The organism is Legionella londiniensis (assembly GCF_001467825.1).
Lineage (GTDB): Bacteria > Pseudomonadota > Gammaproteobacteria > Legionellales > Legionellaceae > Legionella_A > Legionella_A londiniensis.
Genome location: NZ_LNYK01000033.1, coordinates 221530 through 244577 on the forward strand (window position 1 = coordinate 221530; position 23048 = coordinate 244577).

Here is a 23048-nt window from a genome sequence, read left to right on the forward strand (position 1 = left end):
ATATGATATAACAACTTGCACAAAAGGCTTAAATTTTTTCATTCAAAATAATAATTTCTTGCCTAGATTATAGGTTACAGATGTAGAAAAAATTCAATCTATATAAAGAATCAGATAATACACATGATGTTAAAGAGAATTTTATGCAAATAAATATTACGGATGGGAGTGTCGTTGAGTTAGAGTCTGGTATGAGTGGTTTTGATTTGATACGCCATATTAAAAAAACTCTCAATGGTCATCAAGCGTTAGCACTTAAAATAAATGGTTTACTGAAGGATCTTAATAGTGAACTCAAAGATGGGGATAATGTTCAAGTTCTAACTTTCGAAGATCCTGAAGGAAAAGAAATATTCTGGCACTCATCAGCACATATTCTTGCTCAAGCGATAACTCGCTTATATCCTGAAGCAAAACCAACAATAGGACCTGCAATTGAGTCTGGTTTTTATTATGACTTTGCTGATTTGTCGATATCAGCTGATGATTTCCCCAAAATTGAAGCAGAAATTCAAAAAATTACTCAAGAGCGAATTGAGCCCAAGCGCATTGAGTATTCTAATAAGGAAGAGGCAAAAAAAATTTTTGCCCATAATAGATTTAAAATCGAAATGATTGAAAATCTAGATGAAGGATTAAGCGCCTATTCTCAAAATGATTTTATTGATTTATGCCGAGGTCCTCATATTCCTCATTTTGGTATAGTACAAGCATTTAAGCTTATGAAAACCTCTGGCGCCTATTGGCGTGCTGATAAAAATAATCCCCAACTCACACGGATTTATGGTATTTCGTTTCCAGATAAAAAATTATTAAAGTCGCATTTGAATTTTTTAGAAGAAGCTGCAAAGCGTGATCATCGCGTTATAGGTAAACAGCTTGGTTTATTCTCCTTCCATAAGGAAGGTCCTGGTATGCCATTCATTCATCCCAAAGGTATGATTATTTGGAATGAACTTATGTCTTATTGGCAGGAGCAACATAATAAAGAAGGCTACAAACAAATTAAAACACCGATACTTATGTCCCATGAATTATGGGAAACATCAGGACATTGGGATTTTTATCGGGAAAATATGTACCTTAGCGTAGTCGATGAAAAAACAAGTGTATTAAAGCCTATGAATTGCCCAGGCGGTATGTTGTTTTATAAGGAAGATATGTATTCTTATCGGCAACTGCCTTTACGAATCGCTGAAGTAGGAGTAGTACATAGGCATGAGTTTAGTGGGGCTCTGTCAGGATTATTTCGAGTTCGTTGCTTTCATCAAGATGATGCTCACATTTTTATGAAGCCTACCGACATTTCAGATGAGATTCATAAGGTTTTATCATTGGCAACATCTATGTATAAACTATTTGGATTAGATTATCACTTAGAGCTATCAACTCGCCCTGAGCAATCTATTGGAAGTGATGAACAATGGCAATTAGCAACAAATGGTTTAATCGAATCATTAGCACGTTGTGGCTTCAATTATAAGCTTAATGAAGGCGATGGTGCTTTCTATGGGCCGAAAATTGATATTCATATTAGAGATGCTATTGGTAGAACCTGGCAATGTGGGACTATCCAATTAGACTTAAATTTACCTGAACGATTCGACTTAAGTTACATTGATGCGAATGGAGAAAAACAACGCCCAGTGATGATTCATCGCGTAGTCTATGGTTCAATAGAACGCTTTTTTGGAATTCTTATTGAGCATTACGCAGGTAAATTCCCACTCTGGCTGGCCCCTATCCAGGCAACCATATTACCAGTTGCAGAAAATCATCATGATTATGCTCAGAACGTATTAGAACAATTTATAAAAGCGGGATTACGCGCCGAGGTAGATTTCGATAATGAATCTATCAATAAAAAAGTACGTAAAGCCCAACTGAAACAAATTAATTATATTATTGTAGTAGGAGATAAAGAGTTGGCTGAAGGTACCCTAAGCGTACGAGCAGCAAATAATCTTATTGGCACGAAATCTGTCGCTGAAGTAATTCATAGCTTAAATGACGAATATCAAAGTCGCTCGCCACGGCGCAATATATTTAATATTGATTAGGATGTTGTATGGAAAATAATATGCAAACAATTGAAGAAAATAAAGCAAGGATATGGTACACAGGACAATGTCATTGCGGTAATATCAAATTTGAAGCCTCTGCCACTCATAATTTAACAATTACTCTTTGTAATTGTGGTATTTGTTTCAAATCAGGCCACCAGGAATTGATGGTTAAGGAAGAGCACTTTAAACTTCATTGTGGCCAAGAATTTCTAAAACCTTATCGATTCGGAAATTGCATTGCAGATCATACATTCTGTGTCGTGTAAACCTCCCTTAAAATAGCACCATTTTCAATTAGAGTTTCTCCGGCAAAATAAGCAAAAAAGAGGAGGAACGATGAAACGCAGTCGCTTTACAGAAAATCAAATTTTAAACATATTAAAATCAGTTGAAGTAGGACGATTGGTAAAGGATGTATGCCGGGAACATGGGATATCCGATGCCACCTATTACAACTGGAAAGCAAAATACGGTGGGATGGAAGCCTCAGATATTAAACGCATGAAGCAACTTGAGGAAGAAAATGCAAAGCTGAAACGGATGTTTGCTGATTTGTCCCTGGAAAACCGTGCACTGAAGGATGTCATAGAAAAAAAGCTTTGAAGCCGGCTGAAAAGAGGGAAATGGCTGATTATCTGGTGCAGGAACATGGTCTGAGCCTCAGGCGAAGCTGCGCACTATTACGCTTAAGTCGTACAGCTTACTACTATCAGCCGGCGATGGATAAGGATGAAGCGGTGATAAGAGAATTGGTGACCAACACCGCCCGCTATCCGCGTTATGGTTTCAGGAAGTTGTTTATCAAATTGCGGCAGGCAGGTTTCTCCTGGAATCATAAACGAGTATACCGTGTTTATTGTGAGTTGAAGTTAAATATAAGGCGAAAAGGAAAACGCAGATTAGCTTCCCGCCACCCGGAACCTCTTGCTGTGCCCGATTCCCTTAACCATACATGGTCAGCTGATTTCATGAGTGATGCCCTCAATTGCGGCAGAAGATTCAGGACTTTTAATGTGGTAGATGATTTTAATCGGGAAGCTTTGGCCATTGAAATTGATTTGAGCTTGCCTGCTCTAAGGGTTATTCGGGTACTTGACCATATTGCCGCCAATCGAGGATATCCTGCAAAGTTGCGACTTGATAATGGACCTGAGTTTATTTCCCTTGCGTTAGCGGACTGGGCAGAAAAGCATGGTGTTATTCTTGAGTTTATTCAGCCGGGTAAGCCAACTCAAAATTCATTTGTGGAGCGGTTCAATAGAACTTATCGGAATGAAATATTGGATTTTTATCTATTTAGAAGTCTCAATGAGGTACGTGATATTACCCGAAATTGGATGAAAGAATATAACGAAGAAAGACCACATGAATCACTCGGTGATATGTCACCTTTGGATTACAGATTGATTAAAAACAGGTCGGAAAACTCTAATTATAACTGGCACTAAAAAAGGGAGGTTTACATCAACAGTTTGACCTACTTCATTAAACGGTTTGATCGAATAGGCCATAATAAAAAGTTAGCTTTAGAAGATTTTGCACAGCTATCAGGTGAAGATCGGCATACAAAATATAAAAGTTCCATGGAAAAAGTGATTGCAATCATAGAACAGTTTTGTAAATTCCCAAAAATTGAATTTGTGAAGTTATTTAAGTTGACGTTGTTTAACTTCCTGATCGGCAATGAGGACATGCACCTAAAAAATTTTTCCCTAATAACTAAGGATAGAAAAATTTCCATATCACCTGCATATGATTTGCTTAACTTAACTATCGCTCAAAAAAACACAAAAGAAGAAATAGCCTTGCCCCTAAAAGGAAAAAAAAAATAATTTAACCTCAGCTCGATATAAGAATAAGGTTATGTGATTGAATTATTGAAAAAATTAGCGGTGCTATATACATTTTGTTTTTTTAAAATTCACGCCTGAATTATGAAAGGAAACAAGATGTTAGCACCGATAGTAGAAATATTCTGTGATATTGATGATTTTTGCAAGGCATGGTTTAAAGAAATGTCGCCTTATTTACTTCCATCACCGAATCGCAAAAGACAACGCCCTTGCAGGCTGTCAGCCAGTGAAATCATGACGGTCATGATTTTATTTCATCTCAGCCATTATCGCACTTTTAAAGACTATTATCGTGAATGCGTGGAGATGGATATGAAATCGTATTTTCCGAAACTTGTCAGCTATAATCGGTTCGTAGAAATCATGTCATCGGTAGTGACGCCTTTATCATCCTATTTGCTGTCGCATATGGGGAAGAAGACAGGGCTGTATTATGTTGATTCAACCACCCTGCAAGTATGTCATAACAAGCGCATTCATCGCCATAAAACATTTGCCGGAATAGCGGAACGTGGCAAATCCTCAATGGGCTGGTTTTTCGGTTTTAAGCTCCATCTTGTGATTAATCATCTTGGTGAATTAATTGCTTTTTGCATAACAAAAGGCAATGTGGATGACCGTCAACCACTAGAGCAGCTTTTCAAAAACCTCCATGGTCTTGCCGCAGCTGATAAGGGGTATCTTTCAAAGAAAAAAGAGGAAAGCCTTTTCCAGAAAGGAGTTAAGCTCATCACAAAGGTACGCAGAAACATGAAGGCTAAAATACTCTCAACTTTTGAAAAATATTTCCTCCGACAACGCAGTATCGTTGAAACAGTAATTGAGCAATTAAAATCAATTTGCCAAATTGAACATACCAGACATCGTAAACCAGATAATTTTGTCATTAACCTTTTATCCGGCTTAGCTGCTTATATGCTCAAACCAAGAAAACCTTCCCTCAAAATCCATTCACTTAATAAAAATTTAGGCTTACTTATGCCGAGCTGAGGTTATGTTATCAACGTCGATAGATTATGATGATCCAACGGCTTCTATTGATTTGGCGCTTTCCGTCATTGATGAGTTTCGGATAAAGAAAGCAAGAGCACTTGAAATTATAAAAGAGGTTGCGCTAGCTGTAGGTGAATGGCGATCGGTTGCTACCCAATTTGGTTTGACAAAAAGGGAGATTGACCGCATGGCTTCAGCTTTTGAACATAAAGATTTGAAGAACACAAAGCATTAGCAATCCTGGACGTTCACTCCGAACACGAGGCTAAGTTACAAGGGTAGAGTATAAGTGGTGTTACTCAAACACAACTTCTTTAGGATCGAAAGCCTCAGGATCAAATTCATCATGGACCCACTCTAGCATTTCTTCATGTGCTTCATGCGCTGGATCTTTTATGGCTTCTAAAAAGTGCTCATAACCCCAGATGCCACCTATGTCTTCTGGCGGACAGGCACGCTTGCCTGCGGTGCAGACGGGGTAGAGCTGATTGGGTTTTGGATCAATTATTTTTTCAAAAAGAATTTCATGTTCCCAGTTATCACCAAAATCATATGTATAAATCATTTTTTGTTTAGGAGCTAAAAAATCGATGACTTGGTAGTCCCACTCGGTCTTAGTTTCCACGGTTCCGAAATCATCTTCTGATGGAACGCCAAAGATAAGGGGCTCTGAATTCTTATCTTTCTGGATACAAAAGTCATGTAAATGCTCATCACACCAACCCATGGCTATTTGAATGATTAAATGTAAATCTTCAAAGGTGCTATCACTAGGAATTTGAACACGGCGCCAAATAGGTGGCTTAGAGTGCTTTAGGGAAATTTTAAACTGCAAAATTTGGCTGGTCATTAAAAAGTAAGAAATAATCGATGGTGTGCTGATAATATCAAATCTAGACGATGTAGAATAGCAAGATTGCTGTTTGTTGATTATAAGTCGGCGACTGTTCAGTCTTTATGCTCATCAAGGACAACTAACTATGCCCAGGCTGGAAGATAACCTGCACTGGGGCGTTCAGTATCAGTATGACGTGGTTAAACTACGTCATGAGGGCTGGTTGTACCTGACTGTGATGATTGATTTGTTTTCCCGTAAAGTAGTTGGCTGGAACATGAACTCGAGAATGAAAGCTAATACGGTTTGTGATGCGTTAACAATGGCCATTTGGCAGAGAAAGCCAAAAGCCGGATTGATTGTGCATTCAGACGGAGGCACACAATATGCCAGCAAACAATATCGTGACCTTCTCAATCAACATGGCCTTGTCGGCAGTATGAGCAAAAAAGGCGATTGCTGGGATAACAGTGTGGCCGAGAGCTTTTTTTCAGTCGCTTGAAAGACGAGCGAGTGCATTGGCGTAATTATCAAACAAGGAAGGAGGCAAAACAGGATATTCTGGATTACATTACCATGTTTTATAACAATCAACGATTGCATTCGTCTTTGGATTATCAAAGCCCTAATCAATATGAAAATCGCTATTGGAGCTTATTGAAAAACGCGGCTTAACTGGGTTGTACAAATTTGCTTGACCACATCAGTTTCTTGCGAATGCTCGATTTTTGACAAAATCAGTCGGCATTAATAATTTATTGAGTGATACCGACAAATAATGTCAAACCTATATGAGTGCTATAATTCATTTTTTGCACTGTATATGTTAATTGAGCAAACTAAGTAATCTGTGTATCTGCCCCACAAGATAAAAGGGAAGGGATATAAAAGTATAGTTTACGGATTTCCCTAGACTATCTTTTACATCTACATTAATTTTACTTGGATAATCAGAATTAATTCGCAAGGCGAGAGGTAATTTTTTTAATCCCATGAAAACATGTAATGACTTTAGGCTTCCTGTGGCACCAGCTTTTACTTCAATAGGTATTATTCTATTGCCATGTTGGATTACATAATCAATTTCAGCGCTTGAACCGGCCTCTTCCCTATGCCAATAATACAAAGCCGGTGCAATATAGGGTGGTTCAATTGTTCTTAGCAATTGGCCAACTACCTGTTCAGCGATGCCGCCATTATTAATCAAAAGAATTTCATTTGTTGAATTAATTTGGTTTAAACTCAGTCCTAGTGCAGTACTACATAAGCCTACATCAAGGAAAATTTCTTTAAAAAATTTTTCTTTAATTTCAGATGCGAGGGGAACACCATTTGCTGAGCTGCTTTGTACTCGATGGCTAATTCGGGCTTTTTCTAACAGATCTAATACGTTTTTTATTGTTGATGCTTGGATTGTTTTATTAACTCGACTAAATACAAATTTTTGTCCAAGCATTTTGGGGATAGAATTCAGTACTTCTTCTAATCTTTCTGTCGCCAAGCGACCTTTATATTTTGAAAAGTCATCGCGATAGGTGGCCAATAAGTCATTTTGTATTTGACTAACTCTATTCAGAGAGCGTTCAGCAACCCAATTAGAGACTACGGCGGGCATACCGCCGACAATCAGATATTCTTTAAATAAAGTAGTTAATTGCTCATGAATCGCAGATGGGATATCGACACTTAACTCATATTGATTTAAATAGTCGTAAAGTGATTTTTTGTCATTTGCTAATAAAAATTCATCAAATGACAATGGTTCCAAATGCATATAGCTAACCCGTCCAACTGGCATGCTAAATGAGTGCTCCGCCAGGATAAATTCTAATAGAGAGCCGGCGGAGATTACTGCTAATTGGGGTAAATCTTCTGCAAACCAACGGAGTTTGCCAAGCAGTTGAGGTGCTGCCTGTATTTCATCCAGGAACAATAAGCACTTTGAGGGATCTATTTTCTGATTTAATACCGTACTTAAATTTAATAAAATTTGATTTACATCATTAGAAGCAAAAAGGCTGGCATAGGAGGGTTGCTTCTCGAAGTTGAGTTCAATTAGTTGCATTCCTGTCTTTTCAGCTAAGTGCCTTACCAGCCATGTTTTACCAACTTGTCTTGCCCCGCGAATGACTAAAGGTTTCCGGTCAGATGAAACCAGCCAGTTGTTCAGATAATTTAATAAAGTTCGTTTCATTTAATATGCTTATCATTAGTAATATACTAAATTATAAGTAATAATCTGCTTAAGTCAATAAAACATACGGTTGTTTTGATTTGTTTATAAATAAAACAACCGTATGTTTTAATGTTTAGTCTTAGGAAACAGAGGGTAGTTATTTGAATTTGCGCACTGATAACCAAGGTAAATCAGGTTGTAATCAAAAACATTGAAGGTGAGTAACAACCCATGATATTTGCTTTGATCCCATTAATTACCAATATATGCATATTACTGGAGATTAAGGCAAATGAAGGTAGAACAATTTTTTTATGACCACCCAGTGTTTCGATATGAGGAGTTTGCGCTGTTCAAGTCAGAACATGGGGCAATTAAAGCTATATCCGTCAATAAGGCGCTAACATATTACGTCAAGTCTGGCCATATTAAGCCTATTCGCCGGAAATTATATGCGGTTGTCCCGCCAAATCAATCAGTAGATAGTGTACCGGTTGATCCTTATCTTGTGGCAGGTAAAGTGACTCAGGATGTCACTGGGTAGGCAAAAAACTAAAACTGGGCCATGACCAAAATTGATTTATCTCATATGGTGCCTGAAAAGATAGATTTTAACCTGACGGATTTGCGCAACTGGCTTGTTCCTGTTATGCACCAAATGTCTGCTTCAAAAAACACCCGTGAATTAAAGGAATGGGCTGTTACAAGAATTGAAGAGCTTCGAGAGAGGCCAGCTGACCCATTGCCTCTTGAAGCAATGATTAACAAAATACGAAATGAAGGTATCGCATCCCCTGAATTAATGAACCGATGACAGTGAATTAGCAAAAAAATGATATCTCACCCAGCTCTAAACTGGGTTATCAAGCAACGTTAAAGATTGATTAAAAATGCATAGCAATTATCAAAACCACTCCTGACCACCATTTCACTGCGATAAGTTAGGTCTTGCGATTAAGTGGCGCTTATGCCACAAGAATCCGATGCAAGGAATAATCAATCAGCTTCAAAACTCACTTCAACCGGTACGGATTTTGAAACGACATCATATACTGGTGAAAAGCGATAATATTGCTCAAGTTCCTTAACAGGCGTATCTGTTTTAATTTTAAATTTTGCTTTGATCTTTTGGTAACCAGGACGTACACCAGCATCCAAATTTAATAAACCCTGCAAATCAAGCTCACCCTTGAATTCTGATTCCATTTTTTCAATTTTGTGACCATTTAATGCCGCATAATAGGCTATAGTGGTTGTCATACAGGCTGATAAACCACTCAAAAGCAACTCAACGGGGTTTGCTCCGCTATCTGTTCCTGCTAACAACTCTGGTTCTGCAGCAAGAAAACGGAAGGTTTCTCTATGTCGCTGTTCGCTTCCAGCTGCGAAATAACCGAAAACTTCAGATTGATTCATATCTCCTTTTATCCACTTGTTATGGACGCGAAACTCACATTGCGCAAGATCGGGATTTTCTTTAATATCACTCACAGTCTGTTTTAGAGCCTGGGTATCAATACCGTTAATGGTTCGGGAGTTGGCTGATTGATCCGTCATTGTTATCTCCAAAAATAAGTTTGAGGCAACTATAGTGTAGTTGATAATCGAGATATTTTGTAAACCTCCCCTTTTTACTTCTCATTTACAGCTCCATCTTTTGTTGAACTTATTGCGAGGTGTTGTTTCCCTTATGCTGAAATAGTCTGATTATTTTGTAGTTGATAGCAAATAAGCAATGAATAATTAACAATACACAAGTTACGCACTAGAGTCAGAGTTTGCATTAATTGACTTCTTATTTACGATGCGGCAAAAAGCCGGATTAACCGAAGAAGAGCTTGCAAAGCGAATGGGAACGCAAAAAAGTAATGTTTCTCGACTGGAGAAAGGGAATAGCAACCCCAGCTGGAAAACGTTGGAAAAATACGCGCATGCCTGTGGTTTTGATATCTCCATGAGATTTAAACGCATTGTATCGTAATGGCAAAGCTGCGGTGCTTAAATTGTATGAGTGCTCAAACCCCAACGCAACTAGCCACAAACTTACAGAAAGGAATAATATTCTGTTGAACGCTGGCTTGCTCTAGAGCTTCCATATATTCATTTCTTCTATCAACCGGAATAATTGTCCAAGGATAATGACCGGCAGCCATCATCACATTCATTAGAAAACGGCCTATTCGGCCATTACCATCTGGATAAGGATGGATATATACAAAAAAGAAATGACCAAGCACAACTCTAACAGCAGGATCATTTTCCTGACTCACTAACTGAAAGAATTCCTCCATCAATTCACTGACAATTTGTGCTCTGGCTGGAATATGTTTTGATTGACGGATGTAAACAGAATTCCGTCTATAACCAGCCAGATCAGTTGGTCTTAATAGACCGGCTATAACACTGGGCTGAAATAACTCTCGATACCAGCTGCCATGATCGTTTTGTATGACGGTTCCCGGATTAACTCCTGCCAGTACTTTTACCAGACTTTTTTCAACGGCTTGAAAAGCCTGCCAATATCCTCTTGCAGCTAAGGCATTTCGTTGATTCCTATCATCTTCAAACGCATCAGGATTCCATTGGCCGGAGCGTACTTTTTCGATGAGTTCCGCACTGACCTGATAGCCTTCAATGGACAATGAATGGTAAGCATCATTGGTATAGCTTTCTTCAACTGATTCTAAATATTTTTCAGTATTGGTAATCTTGTGCTTTGGTTTTGGGAAATAATCGATGACAGGTTGCCGCATTTCATGCCACATCATTTCTAATCGGCTGCGATAAGGTGGTTTATTCGCTTTTGAGAAATCAATGGGTGTATCTGTAATGAAAGGATCTTCTTCGCGAATCTGATACCCAGCGCTTTCCATAGTCATTTTGATATCATCGGCTATTTGCACCTTGCCAATATTTCTAAAGGCGCCAACTAATCTTCCCGCTATCGTAGAGTGCCCTTCACCCAGTAAATAATGAAGTAGGTTGGAGGCATTATTAAACATAGATAGAGTCGCTCTGGCTTCAGTTGGATATTGAGAGAAGAATTTGGGCGAGCAATAGACTACAGCGGGAGCCAGTGCAAATAATCTCAAATTTTGTTTTACTTCGATGTCTTCCGGTACTGGCATTTTATACCGTACTTGCAGCAATGACGTATTATGAGGCAATTCCATATTACGGTTTGTTCCGCTTGGGCTACGTACCATTAACTGCTGAGGGACAGTCCAGTTTTCTGCATGGATAAGTAGGGAATGTTCTGGAGAAAGGCACCAGTTATCACCAAATCGTTCATTTAAATAGGAAGCACAAAAATTCCAAAAAGTGGTATACCAGGCAGTGCTACCTCCTTTTTGTTCGTCTGGATTGACAGGAATGTACCACCCTTTTACTGCTTCTTCTAAAAATCCATTTTCCACTAATCTTTCGCGGTGTGTCCTGCTGATATCTTTTGACAGAATGGCGTATTTACCCTTTCGCTGTAACTCTCGTAAAATTTCTAGTGATTGAGCCAGTTTTTCTGAGGGTTTCATGATCGTTTTCTTTTTTAATGCAATGTTGAATTTATAGTATATTACGTTGTAGAAATCCTAGTTTATCATGTTGTATTAATTATAGTATATTATGCTGTGGGAATCATCGTATATTGAGTTTTATTTAAATTTATTTGATGCTGGTTGCAAACTTATAAAAATGAGCGGGACATTTGGGAGAAACGGGACATTACTCACCAGATATAGTTTTTTTAACAAACGTAGCCTTGATGCAGCGCAGCGAAATCAAGGTTTATAAATTCAAATTACTCATATAACATTTTTTCTGTCCAATCAATTAAGGAATTATAGTGGTTCATTATCGCAGAAATTTTATGCCGGGCGGTTTATATTTCTTTACTGTGGCGCTCCAAAATAGGAAATCAAATTTGTTAGTAGAGCAAATTGATTTATTAAAAGATGCGTTTAGAGCGGTAAAAAGAACGTATCCATTTCAGATTAAATCCTATGTAATTTTACCTGACCATCTTCATATGGTCTGGAAGTTGCCTGAGGGCGACTCAAATTATTCCGGACGTTGGCAACGTATTAAAGGCATATTTTCAAAATCAATCAATCAGTGCGGGATACCGTTAGCAAAAACCAGCCATAACGAATATCGCCTTTGGCAGCGGCGATTTTGGGAACATACCATTAAAGATTGGCTGGATTTTGAAAATCATGTTAATTACATACACTATAATCCAATCAAACATGGTTTGGTGAAACATTTACGAGATTGGCCTTACTCTTCATTTCATTATTTTGTACAGCAAAGCCTGTTAAATGAAAATTGGGCAGGCTCATGCATGGAGGATAGGGAAAGTTCGTCATTTGGGGAATAAAAAACCTTGATTTCGCTGCGCTACATCAAGGCTACGCTTGCTATAGCTCCTCCTGGCACAAAGGAATCAACTCCAGCTTTAATTAGCTTTGCAGTCTTATCTATCAGTCCTTCTTTAGGTGGCTCTTTAATCGTCATACTGATTCCTTGTAGCAAGCGGAAACAAATTTATTATAAATTATAGAATGTAGTAATCTAAACTTTAAAATCGGTACCCAAACTGGTACCAAGTTTCAGGAAGGGAAAACTTGGAATTCGCCAAAACCTAGACTGGAATTGGCTCCCCGGGACGGGCTCGAACCGCCGACCTAATGATTAACAGTCATCCGCTCTACCGACTGAGCTACCGGGGAATAGGGCGAAATCTTAAAACGATTCCGCCTGGAGGTCAAGAGATCTGCCATAAATTTATTGCTCGATAAAGCCTTGCAGGCGATCCATGGCATCATGCAGGATGTCCATGCTGGTGGCGAAGGAAAGGCGGATGCAGCCTTCTGTGCCGAAAGCGGAGCCGGGGACGAGGGCGACTCCTGCTTCATCCAGCAATTTTTCCGCGAATTCCACGTCATTTTTGAATCCGCGCTCCTCAATAACCGCTTGCACGTTTGGGAAAATGTAAAAAGTTCCGTCTGCCGGGATGACTTCAATGCCTTGAATTTGCCGCAGGCGTTTTTCAACGAAATTATGGCGGTCATGAAATGCGCGCACCATGGTTTTTACCGTCTCATCACCGCCGTTTAGGGCGGCAACGGCTGCTTTTTGGGCAATGGAGCAGGGGTTGGAGGTGGATTGCGATTGAATGGTTTTCATGGCATTGATTAATGGGGCAGGTCCTGCAGCATACCCAATACGCCAGCCAGTCATAGCATATGCTTTGGATACGCCGTTTAACACGATGGTGCGCTCATACAATTCCGGGCAGGCGTTTAAAATATTGGCAAAAGGATGCGACCAGAGAATATGCTCATACATATCATCCGTTGCAATTAAAATTTCAGGATATTTTTTTAATACTTCCCCCAGAGCTTTCAGTTCATCGAGATTATAGGCAATGCCTGACGGGTTGGAGGGGCTGTTGATAAAAAAGAGCTTTGTTTTGGCGGTAATTGCAGCTTCAAGCTGAGCGGGCGTTATTTTGTAGTGTTGCTCTGAGTCAGCCGAAATAATCACGGGCTTTGCGCCGGCAAGTAAGGCGATATCAGGATAGGAAACCCAAAAAGGCGCAGGAATCAATACCTCATCGCCTGCATTGAGCAACGCCTGGCACAAATTAAAAATACTTTGTTTGCCGCCAACGGATACAAGGATTTGCTTCGCTTCATAATCAAGCCCATTGTCTCGTTTGAATTTGTTGCGGATGGCTTCTTTCAGTTCGGCAATGCCGTCAACTGCTGTATATTTGGTAAATCCTGCCTCGATAGCCGCAATGGCTGCCAGTTTGATATGTTCCGGCGTATCAAAATCCGGCTCGCCTGTGCCAAGACCTATCACATCCCGTCCTTCTGCCTGCATTTTTGCGGCTTTTGCGGCGACTGCAAGCGTTGGGGAGGGTTTCACTTCTTCAATGCGGTTTGCTAAAGCGATATTCATCGAATGCTCCTGATTTAGCGAATTTGGTTTATGCTTCGGTGTTAAAAAAAGCTATACTTTCTAGGTAGGTGTTTCTCCCTCGCAATCCCTCTGATTGCCATGTATAGTTTCAATTATGAAAAAAATATTTAAAGTTTGTTCAAATTATCAGCCCGCAGGCGATCAGCCGCAGGCAATTGCCTCGCTGGTTGAGGGAGTGCAATCCGGTTTGGCGCGGCAAATTCTTCTGGGCGTTACAGGTTCCGGTAAAACCTTTACCATCGCCCATGTCATTGAAGCCTTGCAACGTCCGACCCTCGTTATGGCGCCTAATAAAACGCTTGCGGCACAACTTTATGGAGAATTCAAAACCTTTTTCCCCCACAATGCCGTTGAATATTTTGTGTCCTATTATGATTATTATCAGCCGGAAGCCTACGTTCCTGCTTCAGATACGTTCATTGAAAAAGATGCCTCCATCAATGAGCATATTGAGCAGATGCGCTTGTCTGCCACCAAGGCATTAATTGAGCGTAAAGACGCGATTATCGTAGCGACTGTTTCCGCCATTTATGGTCTGGGCGATCCGGATTCGTACCTCAATATGGTATTACATCTGTCACGTCAAGAACAGTGCAGTCAGCGCAAAATTTTGCAGCGTCTCGCTGAGATGCAGTATGTACGAAGCCCGCAAACGCTTGCGCGGGGACAGTTTCGCGTCCATGGCGATGTGATTGACGTGTTTCCTTCTGACGCAGAAAAAGATGCGGTAAGAATTGAATTGTTTGATGACGAAGTGGAAAACATCGCCACATTTGACCCGCTTACCGGTGAGATTTTGCAGCGCCTGCCGAGGATTACCATTTTTCCGAAAACCCACTATGTGACGCCCCGCGAGCGGATATTAAAAACAGTTGATGAGGTCAAGGAAGAACTGAAAGAACGCCTTGCCGAGTTAACCGCGCAAAATAAGCTCCTTGAAGCGCAGCGCTTGCAACAGCGCACTGCATTTGACATTGAAATGATGCTGGAACTTGGCTATTGTTCAGGCATTGAAAATTACTCCCGTTATCTCTCAGGCCGCAATCCCGGGGAACCGCCCCCGACCCTGTTTGATTATTTGCCGCAAAACGCCTTATTGGTTATTGATGAATCCCATGTCACTGTTCCGCAAATAGGCGGGATGTACAGGGGCGATCGCGCGCGCAAGGAAACGCTGGTTAATTATGGCTTTCGCCTGCCTTCCGCCCTTGACAACCGTCCCATGCGGTTTGAAGAATTCATCGAGCGCTCTCCGCAGACAATTTACGTCTCTGCGACTCCCGGATCCTATGAGCTTGAACAGGCAGACAATATCGCAGAGCAGGTGGTGCGTCCTACAGGCCTTGTCGACCCCAGGGTGGAAGTTCGTCCTGTTGCCAATCAGGTGGATGATTTATTATCTGAAATCAATCAAGTGGTAGCTGACGGCGAACGGGTATTGGTCACCACCCTGACCAAACGCATGGCTGAGGATTTAACGGAATACCTGGGCGATCATCAGGTGCGGGTGCGGTATCTTCATTCTGATATTGATACGGTCGAGCGGGTGGAAATCATTCGTGAGTTGCGCCTTGGCGCATTCGATGTGCTGGTGGGCATCAACCTGTTGCGCGAAGGGCTTGATATGCCGGAGGTGTCTTTGGTTGCAATTTTAGATGCCGATAAAGAAGGGTTCTTGCGGTCGGACCGTTCCCTTATCCAGACCATAGGACGTGCGGCGCGCAATGTGCGTGGCCGTGTCATTATGTACGCTGACCGCATTACAGGCTCCATGCGCCGTGCAATTGATGAAACAGAACGCCGGCGCGAAAAGCAGATGGCTTTTAACCTGGCGCATGGCATTATCCCGAAGGGCATTAAAAAATCGGTAACCGATATTATGGAAGCATCCCCTGCGCCGGGTCAGCGGAAAACCAAAGCCGATGACAAAAAAACGGATTATAAAACCATTCCCGCCGAGCAATTAATCAAACAGATTGCAACGCTTGAAAAACAAATGTTTGCTCATGCTAAAAATATGGAATTTGAAGAAGCCGCCAAACTGCGCGATGAAATGCTTCTGCTTAAAGAACAGTTAAAAGCTTAAAGGATAACTCCTGACTGAATAGCTATAATTGAATTAAGGGATCTTACGGGGAAAATAAGGTGCTGCAATCCGGATTTACGCTTCTTGAAATGGTAGTAATCCTTTTGCTGATAGGCATCATTGCAATCAGCGTGAGTTTGACATCGCCCGCAGGATTACAGAATACCTTTCAGGCAGAGGGAGTGGCAGATGTGTTACTGCAGGACTTACGCTACACCAAAGCCTTGTCCATGAGCCATAATCAACGCTACCGCCTGGTGGTCGGTGCCGCTTCCTATCAAATCCAGGATCAAAACGGCAGCCCCGTCCCCAATCCTGAAACAGGCGGCAATAATGTGGTTTATCCGGCGGGGGTAACGGTATCGCCTGCGACCACAATTATCTTCGATTCCAAAGGCACGCCTTATGATGGCGGCTCATCACCCCTGGGCAGCACCCTGACGTTTAGCGTCACCAAGGCAGGGCAGACAAGAACCGTCAGCGTCATTCCGCAGACAGGACTGATACAATGAACAAGGCATCTGGATTTACCTTAATTGAGCTCATTGTTTTTATTTTAGTGATTGGCATCAGTGCCGTGGCAGCGCTGGTTGCTTTCAACACAGTAGCGGGCAGGAGCAACGAGCCTGGCCAACTGATGGCAGCAGCACAATTGGCAAATGCACGGATGAATATTATTGTGCAAAGACGGCTGGTGGATGGCTTTGCAAATATCAGCGACCCTTGTGCTTCAGGCAGCCCCCCCGCAGCCTGTGTGCCCCTGGCTAATTTTGCAGCCAGTGCGGGTCTTAACGTGAACAGTTCCATTACATCAGGGGGAGGCATTGCCACCGTCACGGTGAATGTTTCAGGATCAGGGTCAGCACAGGTTGTGGCGAGGTTTGTGCAATGAAGAAAGAGCGAGGATTCACTTTCATTGAAATCATTCTGGTGATTCTCCTCACAGGCATTGTCGCAAGCATCATAGGATTGTTTTTAAGCCAGGGCTTTTCTGCCTATTTTGCTACTAAACCTATTGTGAGTGTCTCAGGGGAAGCCAATATGGCTATGGATAATATGCTGCGTGAAATCAAAAGCGCTGAAAGCATCAATTCCATAAGCTCAAACGCACTAAGCTTTGTCAACCAGCAAGGAGAAACGGTTGTTATTGATTTAAGCGGCACCACATTAAGGCGCAATGTGAATGGCGGCGGCGCGCAGCCTTTGTGCAACAATGTAACCTCGTTTTCTTTCGCCTATTTTAATGCGGGCTTTGCAACAACGGCGCTACCCGCTGAAGTGCGCTTTATTACGGTGTCGCTAACCGTGAGTGAGAACAATATTCCCTATTCATTAGCCTCAGGAACCTTGATTAGAAAATTATTATGAAACGACAGCAAGGATTTTTATCGCTGGCCACTGTGGTGGTGATTGTCATATTCGCCATTTTAAGCGCAACGCTGGTTTCCATGTTTATTCGGGCGAGCGCCTATACCGTCAATCTTTCCGCCATTCCCAAAGCATCCGCTTTAGCAGAAAGCGGACTTGAGCAGGGGCGTGCCAATTTAACAGAGCCGGCGCTTGCTGATCGGCAAACTTGTGCGGGGCTTGCAAACCTCACCTCGCTTCCGACCGGAAATTTTACTGTAAGCCCTGCTGTCGGGATAAACCCCCGTTATGCCTTTGCCACTTTATCGACTGCGATTGCAAGCAGTGGAACCCCGGCAAGCATCACTGTGACTGACGGCAGTGTTTTTGTTACAGGCGGCGGACGTGTATTGATCGGCAGGGAGGTATTTCAATATCAACGGGTCAATGGCAATATCTTAACCGGAATCAGCCGCGCCGAAGATGGCAGTACATCCGCATCCCATCCTGAAGGCGCCCTGGTCAGTCAGTACCAATGCAATATGGCTTCAATTGGCAATGCGCCCGCCAATAACCCGCAAGCAACGCGCGAATACCAGCAAGGCATGCAGCAGCCTGCTGTATTTGCGGCAGGCAGCGGCGGCACAATCTTGCGCTGGAACAGCCCAACCAATGAAAATGCCTGGGAATCCATGTCCCCTGGAGCATATGAGTTTAATGCCATATCCATGATCAATTACCATGAGGGATGGGCAGTTGCGGATACGCAAGCGAGAGTTGCGCGCCTGCAGGGGAATGCCTGGACGCTATTTCAGCCCTCGTTTTCAGGAAACCGCGATCTCTATGGCGTTGACGCTCCCTCGGAGAGTGAAGCCTGGGCTGTCGGCTCTCGGCAAGGCAATGAGTTTACCATTGTGCGTTGGGTTCGTGACGGGAGCAACAGCATTGCAAACTGGTGCCTATTGCCCTGCAGCGGAAAAACTGTCAGTACATCGGGAACGGGCAGTCAACAGCGCGATCTATTTGGGATAAAAACCCTAGATTATAATAACGATGGATTTGCTGATATCGGCTGGGCAGTGGGCGGCAGGGATGGAACGGGCAGCGGCAACCGCGGCATTATCATGGTTTATGACGGTGCGCAATGGGCCAGTTCAAGCCTGCCGCCAGCGGCTAATCGAATTGGCCGTATTTATGGGGTTGATGCCGTTGCCAACGGCAACAATCCGCCTGTAGATGTTTACTTTGTCAGCCGCTCTACCCAAAACAACACGCAGGGGAAATTATTCCGCTGGCGCAATGGCTCCTGGTCAGTGGTGACTACCAGTGCGCCGATGCATTCGGTTTCTGTGATTGATACCAACAATGATGGGCTTGCCGATTTTGGCATGGCTGTCGGGGATAATGGCGTGGTTTACAGTTTTGATGTTAATTTTGCCGTTTCAGGGCCAATATCGATTAGCGGCCAGGATTTACGGGGCGTTGATGTTATCAGCACAACGAATGCCTGGATAGTGGGTAATGGCGGCGTGCGCTTTCATTATGATGGTTCAAGTTTTGTCCTGACCGGCAGCGGCGGAAGCAACCTCAATGGCGTGAGTGGAGTAGCAGCCAGGCAATCGCCAGTCAGTTCCTGGCAGGATGTGTTCAATTAATAACACGATTGCTCCTATTATATAAACAGTGTTTTTGTTTTTTAACAGTAATTGCAAAGTTCCAGAGTTTTCCCGTAATGTATAGGGAGGATTTTTCATAGAGTCAATCCTCAATGTTCAGAAACAAAATTTTATTTGTGGTTTCTGTATTTATCATTATGCTGGTTTTTTTTATTTATCTGGCCGTGAATGAAGCCAAAAAATTACCCAGGGATACATCAGTCTTGCTGAATAAATATTATTTTTTGCAACATAAGAATAAAGAAGCGGCGGCAGTCGCGCTGAAAATTATTTTAGGCCAGGAAAAAAGCAATATTATTGCCCTTCGGGAATTAAGCCGGCTTTACCTTGAAAAAGGGAAGTTGGAAGACGCTTTGCCGTTAATCAAACGATTAAGCCGCCTTGAAGAAAAGCGGGAACAGTATCAGCTTCAAGCAGCGCGGATTTACTACCAGCTTGGTATGTGGGATAAAGCCCGGCAAACGCTTTTTCCCTTAAAATCCAGTGCTGATCTCGCCATCAGACAGCAGGCGTTATATCTTCTACAGCACATGAAATCCTACATTCCTCATCTCAGGTTGCATGCTGAGGTAAAATCGTTAATCCCGCTTCCAAAAATCAAACTTGAGCATGCTTTTTTAGACCGTTATTACGAGCTTGATAAAAACGAAAACGCGGCTGACTTCCTGAATATGGCATTTTATTTTGGCACCGACAATCCCCTCATTCTTCAGGAAAAAGGATATCTCGCGTTGCGCAGGAAGAGGATAGGGGAAGCCTTGTATTTCTTTTTAAACGCCTATCAGCAAAATTCAACCCCTGAACTTGCTTTGCAAATCGCATATCTTTATCTTGCGGAAAAAGATGAGAATGCTGCAAGAGATTATTTTTTGATTGCCTCGCGCGCGCCTTTTGCCAAAACACGGGATGCCGCTTTAAAAAGCCTTGATTATCTGGCAGGAGAGGCTCTGTCCTTCAAAAAGGACCAATCGATTGCGATGCCGCAGCACATAGACCCTGAAGCGGGCTTAATGAATCAATTTTATGAATTGAAAAAAGACAATAAGCCTGCTGCCTGGCGGTTGATTCTAAAGATTGCGAAGCAATACCCAACTAATACCCAAGCCTTAAAAGAGGCAGGATATTTGGCTTTGGATTTAAATTACCGCAAAACCGCCATCCATTTTTTTACAAGAGCCTATCGCAATACTCAAGAACCAGAACTTGCCATGCAATTAGGATATCTTCAGGACCTTGACAACAATCAGCCGCTTGCGTACCAATATTTTGAACTGGCAGCAAAAAGCGCGGATCAAACATTAGCCCTTAAGGCTCAAAATGCGCTGGTTAACCTCGCAGGATTACAAACCAAGGCTTTCCCCAAACCCTATTTTGGTGAAGTCTTTTTTACGCCGTTTAGCCAGAGCCGTTTTGGTTTAACAGTAAGGCCGTTGATCGCACGGTTGGGCGTTGAACTTGATGATCGCTGGCAAACCAAAACCTACCTGCTATTTCGGCAGACAGACGACAATAAATCCTCGTCTGTTGGAGAGCTTCCGCAAATTTATGAGGATAATGTCCGCATTATAGGAACCGGGGTTCAGATAAGCCCGATACAGCGCCTGCCCCTTGTGGGCTGGGTAGAAGCAGGCGGCGCTTATGATTTGGTTTTTCGTAACCGCAACCCCTGGCGCGGAGATTTGCGCGGAGGAGTGATGTATTATAATGAATTTGGGAAAAAAACGGCCTATTATGAACGCTTAAGAATTAAACCCGATTATTACAGCACGCTTTATGGGGATATCACCTATTTTTCAAGATATGACAATAACGTCATTGGTACGCTTAAAACCCACCAAGGCATCCATCTTGTCCAATACCATAATGCTTTAGTCAACCTATACCTTTCGGGCCGGATTATTGAAGATACAAGGCGTGAATTTTTTAACAATATTGCAGAAGTCGGTCCCGGGCTTGGGATTATCCCTTACAACCGGTTTAATCTCGAATTGAGAATGGAATGGATTAGAGGCGTATATTTACCTGCAGGCGGCTCTGTCAACCCTTACGGGAAATATTACAACAACAATATTGTGCAATTATTGTATTATGTGAAAGTGTAATGGATATTTATAATTTAATCATCGTTATTTATTTAGTGATGTGGTACCTGCTGATTTTTTTGGCAGTGCTTTTTGTGTTGTCTGGCATAGATGATCTTTTTTTTGATATTTATTATTGGATTCGTTATGTGATCCGTAAGTGGAAACTGCGTAAATTTGAACCTTTGACCTATGAAAAGCTGTTGTCTGTCAAGGAAAAAAGAATTGCAGTGCTCATTCCCTGCTGGCACGAAGCAGGCGTGATAGGAAACATGCTCCGCAACAACTGTTACGCCATTGATTATGAGAACTACTGCCTGTTTGTCGGGGTATATCCCAATGATCCCGAAACGGTGAAAGAAGTTCAGGAAGCAGCATCGGTTAACCCGCATGTGCGCTGCGTTATTGGCGAAACACCAGGGCCTACCAATAAAGCTGCCAATTTAAATACCATTTATCAATATGTTAAAGAATATGAAAAAAAATCAGGACTGGTGTTTGAGATTTTTGTTTTCCATGACGCTGAAGATATCATTCATCCCTTGTCGTTCAGGCTTTATAACTACCTTATTCCGCAGAAGCAGATGATTCAAATTCCAATTTTCCCCCTTGCTGTCAGCTACTGGAATTTTACTCACTGGCTGTATGCCGATGAGTTTTCCGAAAACCACACCAAAGATATCATTGTACGGGAGTCTATACACGGCCATGTGCCCTCTGCGGGAGTCGGTACGGCATTTTGGTGCGGTGCGCTTGAGGCATTGTCTGATCCTAAAACAGGGCTACCTTTTTCAGTTGACTCCCTGACGGAAGATTATCGTACCTCGCTCATGATCCGCATGCTTGGCCTAAAGCAGATATTCGTGACCCAGACCGTTGAGCGTATGAAGTGGAAAAGACGCGGCATATTCCGCAGGCGCTATGTTTTAGAGAAAGAGAAAGAATATGTTGCAACCCGGGCCTTATTTCCAATGGAATATAAAAAAGCGGTCAGGCAGAAAGCAAGATGGATAATTGGCATTGTTTTTCAGGAGTGGCTGCATGCAAAATGGCCTAAATCCTGGCCGGTTAGATTTACCTTGCTCCATGACAGAAAATCGTTTATTACCCATTTTATCAATGGCTTTGGCTATTTTGTTTTTTTATTTTGGTTTTTCTACACTTTTTTAACTTATGAATATCCCCAGTACCCCTCCTTGCAAGAACAGTTTAATTTTCATCCCTGGGTGTGGTGGTTGGTTGTTATTGTGACTTTACTGATGGTTCAACGCTTGATGCAACGCTTTATCGCAATTGCCAGAATATATGGCCTAGTGCCTGCCATCCTCTCCATCCCCCGAGTGTTTTACGGGAATTTGCTGAATTTGCATGCCTTGTTAAGAGCCTATAAGGTTTATTTCTCATCCCCTAAAAAAAAAGCCTCAACACAAGCACAGCCAAACTGGGACAAGACTGACCACCAGTTTCCAGGCAGTCATATTCTGATTCCTTATAGGCGAAGGCTTGGTGATATATTGCTGGAAAATAAATTAATCACTGAAAGAGAGCTCAATCAGGCAGCCATAGAGCAGCAGAAAACAGGCGAGCGGCTGGGACAAGTTTTGAGGCGACTTAATTTAGTCGATGAAAAAACCTTGTTGCGTTTGTTATCAAAACAATACAAGCTTAAAATTTTTCCAAAATCAAGAATACCTCCACAGGTGGAAGGGGTATCGCTAAAGCTGCAACATTGGGCAGAGCAGCATCAAGCCAAAGTTATTGCCCATGAAAAGAACCGGAAAATGGTAGCCATAGGCATCGAAGACCCAACCAATGAATTTCTAATTGAAAGTATTATTCACCGGTTTAAACCTCTAAAACCGGTATTTGTACTCATCGATAAAGAAAATTAAAATGACTATCTTTTTTTCAGGTTATCTCTGCCTGATTAAAATCTGAGCTTTGGCAAAA

The 23048-nt window shown here is 42.1% G+C and carries 21 protein-coding genes, 1 tRNA gene and 2 pseudogenes; 18 read left to right on the top strand and 6 right to left on the bottom strand.

The genetic code is table 11. The features are described 5' to 3' along the window. The first annotated feature begins 143 nt into the window (after positions 1-143). The 6 genes and pseudogenes from thrS (at position 144) to Llon_RS10450 (ending at position 5147) form a co-directional block, all read left to right on the top strand. Positions 144-2060 (top strand): threonine--tRNA ligase, encoded by a 1917-nt coding sequence (gene thrS / locus Llon_RS10420; RefSeq protein WP_058529990.1) that lies wholly within the window; start codon positions 144-146, stop codon positions 2058-2060. 8 nt (positions 2061-2068) lie between these two features. Continuing rightward, entirely contained in the window at positions 2069-2332 is a 264-nt protein-coding gene (locus Llon_RS10425; protein ID WP_176579707.1) for a GFA family protein, read from the top strand. A gap of 70 nt (positions 2333-2402) precedes the next feature. Beyond that, a protein-coding gene (locus Llon_RS10435; protein WP_237758315.1) for an IS3 family transposase occupies positions 2403-3514 on the top strand; the annotation gives its coding sequence in 2 pieces (ribosomal slippage) (positions 2403-2655 and positions 2655-3514; 1113 coding nt in all). Between the two features lie 18 nt (positions 3515-3532). Then, positions 3533-3892 (top strand): annotated as a pseudogene (locus Llon_RS10440) (HipA domain-containing protein); the annotation flags it as partial. Between the two features lie 123 nt (positions 3893-4015). After that, entirely contained in the window at positions 4016-4909 is an 894-nt protein-coding gene (locus Llon_RS10445) for an IS982 family transposase (RefSeq protein WP_058529992.1), read from the top strand. Positions 4910-4913: 4 nt separating this feature from the next. After that, positions 4914-5147, top strand: a complete 234-nt coding sequence (locus Llon_RS10450) for a hypothetical protein (RefSeq protein WP_058529993.1) — start codon at positions 4914-4916, stop codon at positions 5145-5147. Between the two features lie 60 nt (positions 5148-5207). On the opposite strand, the gene Llon_RS10455 is transcribed toward Llon_RS10450, so the two are convergent. Further along, entirely contained in the window at positions 5208-5762 is a 555-nt protein-coding gene (locus Llon_RS10455) for a plasmid pRiA4b ORF-3 family protein (protein ID WP_058529994.1), read from the bottom strand. 199 nt (positions 5763-5961) lie between these two features. On the opposite strand from Llon_RS10455, the pseudogene Llon_RS10460 reads away from it, so the two are divergent. Further along, positions 5962-6422 (top strand): annotated as a pseudogene (locus Llon_RS10460) (IS3 family transposase); the annotation flags it as partial. A gap of 151 nt (positions 6423-6573) precedes the next feature. Here Llon_RS10460 and Llon_RS10465 read toward each other — a convergent pair. Next, complete coding sequence (locus Llon_RS10465) at positions 6574-7941, bottom strand: ATP-binding protein (protein WP_058529995.1); 1368 nt, start codon at positions 7939-7941, stop codon at positions 6574-6576. A gap of 274 nt (positions 7942-8215) precedes the next feature. Here Llon_RS10465 and Llon_RS10470 point away from each other — a divergent pair, with 274 nt between their 5' ends. Next, on the top strand, positions 8216-8467 hold the full coding sequence (locus tag Llon_RS10470) for a hypothetical protein (RefSeq protein WP_058529996.1): 252 nt from the start codon (positions 8216-8218) through the stop codon (positions 8465-8467). A gap of 21 nt (positions 8468-8488) precedes the next feature. Then, positions 8489-8737: a hypothetical protein gene (locus Llon_RS10475; protein ID WP_058529997.1), complete on the top strand. Its 249-nt coding sequence runs from the start codon at positions 8489-8491 to the stop codon at positions 8735-8737. A 182-nt stretch (positions 8738-8919) separates the two neighbouring features. Here the strand turns inward: Llon_RS10475 and Llon_RS10480 are convergent, their stop codons facing one another. Then, positions 8920-9414 (bottom strand): OsmC family protein, encoded by a 495-nt coding sequence (locus Llon_RS10480; RefSeq protein WP_237758316.1) that lies wholly within the window; start codon positions 9412-9414, stop codon positions 8920-8922. A 313-nt stretch (positions 9415-9727) separates the two neighbouring features. Between Llon_RS10480 and Llon_RS10485 the strand changes: the two genes are divergently transcribed. Beyond that, entirely contained in the window at positions 9728-9904 is a 177-nt protein-coding gene (locus Llon_RS10485) for a helix-turn-helix domain-containing protein (protein WP_083503322.1), read from the top strand. A gap of 34 nt (positions 9905-9938) precedes the next feature. On the opposite strand, the gene Llon_RS10490 is transcribed toward Llon_RS10485, so the two are convergent. Continuing rightward, positions 9939-11453: a Fic family protein gene (locus Llon_RS10490; RefSeq protein WP_058529999.1), complete on the bottom strand. Its 1515-nt coding sequence runs from the start codon at positions 11451-11453 to the stop codon at positions 9939-9941. Positions 11454-11764: 311 nt separating this feature from the next. Between Llon_RS10490 and Llon_RS10495 the strand changes: the two genes are divergently transcribed. Further along, positions 11765-12298 (top strand): REP-associated tyrosine transposase, encoded by a 534-nt coding sequence (locus Llon_RS10495; RefSeq protein WP_058530000.1) that lies wholly within the window; start codon positions 11765-11767, stop codon positions 12296-12298. Positions 12299-12574: 276 nt separating this feature from the next. On the opposite strand, the gene Llon_RS10500 is transcribed toward Llon_RS10495, so the two are convergent. Continuing rightward, a tRNA-Asn gene (locus Llon_RS10500) sits at positions 12575-12650 on the bottom strand. 55 nt (positions 12651-12705) lie between these two features. Then, positions 12706-13887: a pyridoxal phosphate-dependent aminotransferase gene (locus tag Llon_RS10505; protein WP_058530001.1), complete on the bottom strand. Its 1182-nt coding sequence runs from the start codon at positions 13885-13887 to the stop codon at positions 12706-12708. Positions 13888-14002: 115 nt separating this feature from the next. Here Llon_RS10505 and uvrB point away from each other — a divergent pair, with 115 nt between their 5' ends. The 7 genes from uvrB (at position 14003) to Llon_RS10540 (ending at position 22990) form a co-directional block, all read left to right on the top strand. Then, on the top strand, positions 14003-15994 hold the full coding sequence (gene uvrB / locus Llon_RS10510) for an excinuclease ABC subunit UvrB (protein WP_058530002.1): 1992 nt from the start codon (positions 14003-14005) through the stop codon (positions 15992-15994). Positions 15995-16053: 59 nt separating this feature from the next. Further along, positions 16054-16506 (top strand): GspH/FimT family pseudopilin, encoded by a 453-nt coding sequence (locus tag Llon_RS10515; RefSeq protein ID WP_058530003.1) that lies wholly within the window; start codon positions 16054-16056, stop codon positions 16504-16506. After that, positions 16503-16886 (top strand): type II secretion system protein, encoded by a 384-nt coding sequence (locus Llon_RS10520; protein ID WP_058530004.1) that lies wholly within the window; start codon positions 16503-16505, stop codon positions 16884-16886. The genes Llon_RS10515 and Llon_RS10520 overlap by 4 nt, the downstream gene beginning before the upstream one ends. Beyond that, a complete protein-coding gene (locus Llon_RS10525; protein WP_058530005.1) occupies positions 16883-17362 on the top strand; it encodes a competence type IV pilus minor pilin ComGF in 480 nt (159 codons plus the stop codon). The genes Llon_RS10520 and Llon_RS10525 overlap by 4 nt, the downstream gene beginning before the upstream one ends. After that, positions 17359-18996, top strand: a complete 1638-nt coding sequence (locus Llon_RS10530) for a type IV pilus modification PilV family protein (RefSeq protein WP_058530006.1) — start codon at positions 17359-17361, stop codon at positions 18994-18996. Before Llon_RS10525 ends, Llon_RS10530 begins: the two co-directional genes overlap by 4 nt. A gap of 113 nt (positions 18997-19109) precedes the next feature. Next, the gene (locus Llon_RS10535; protein ID WP_058530007.1) at positions 19110-21119 is read left to right on the top strand and encodes a tetratricopeptide repeat protein; all 2010 of its coding nucleotides are present in this window, start codon (positions 19110-19112) and stop codon (positions 21117-21119) included. Continuing rightward, positions 21119-22990: a glycosyl transferase family protein gene (locus Llon_RS10540; RefSeq protein WP_058530008.1), complete on the top strand. Its 1872-nt coding sequence runs from the start codon at positions 21119-21121 to the stop codon at positions 22988-22990. The genes Llon_RS10535 and Llon_RS10540 overlap by 1 nt, the downstream gene beginning before the upstream one ends. Positions 22991-23048: the final 58 nt, after the last annotated feature.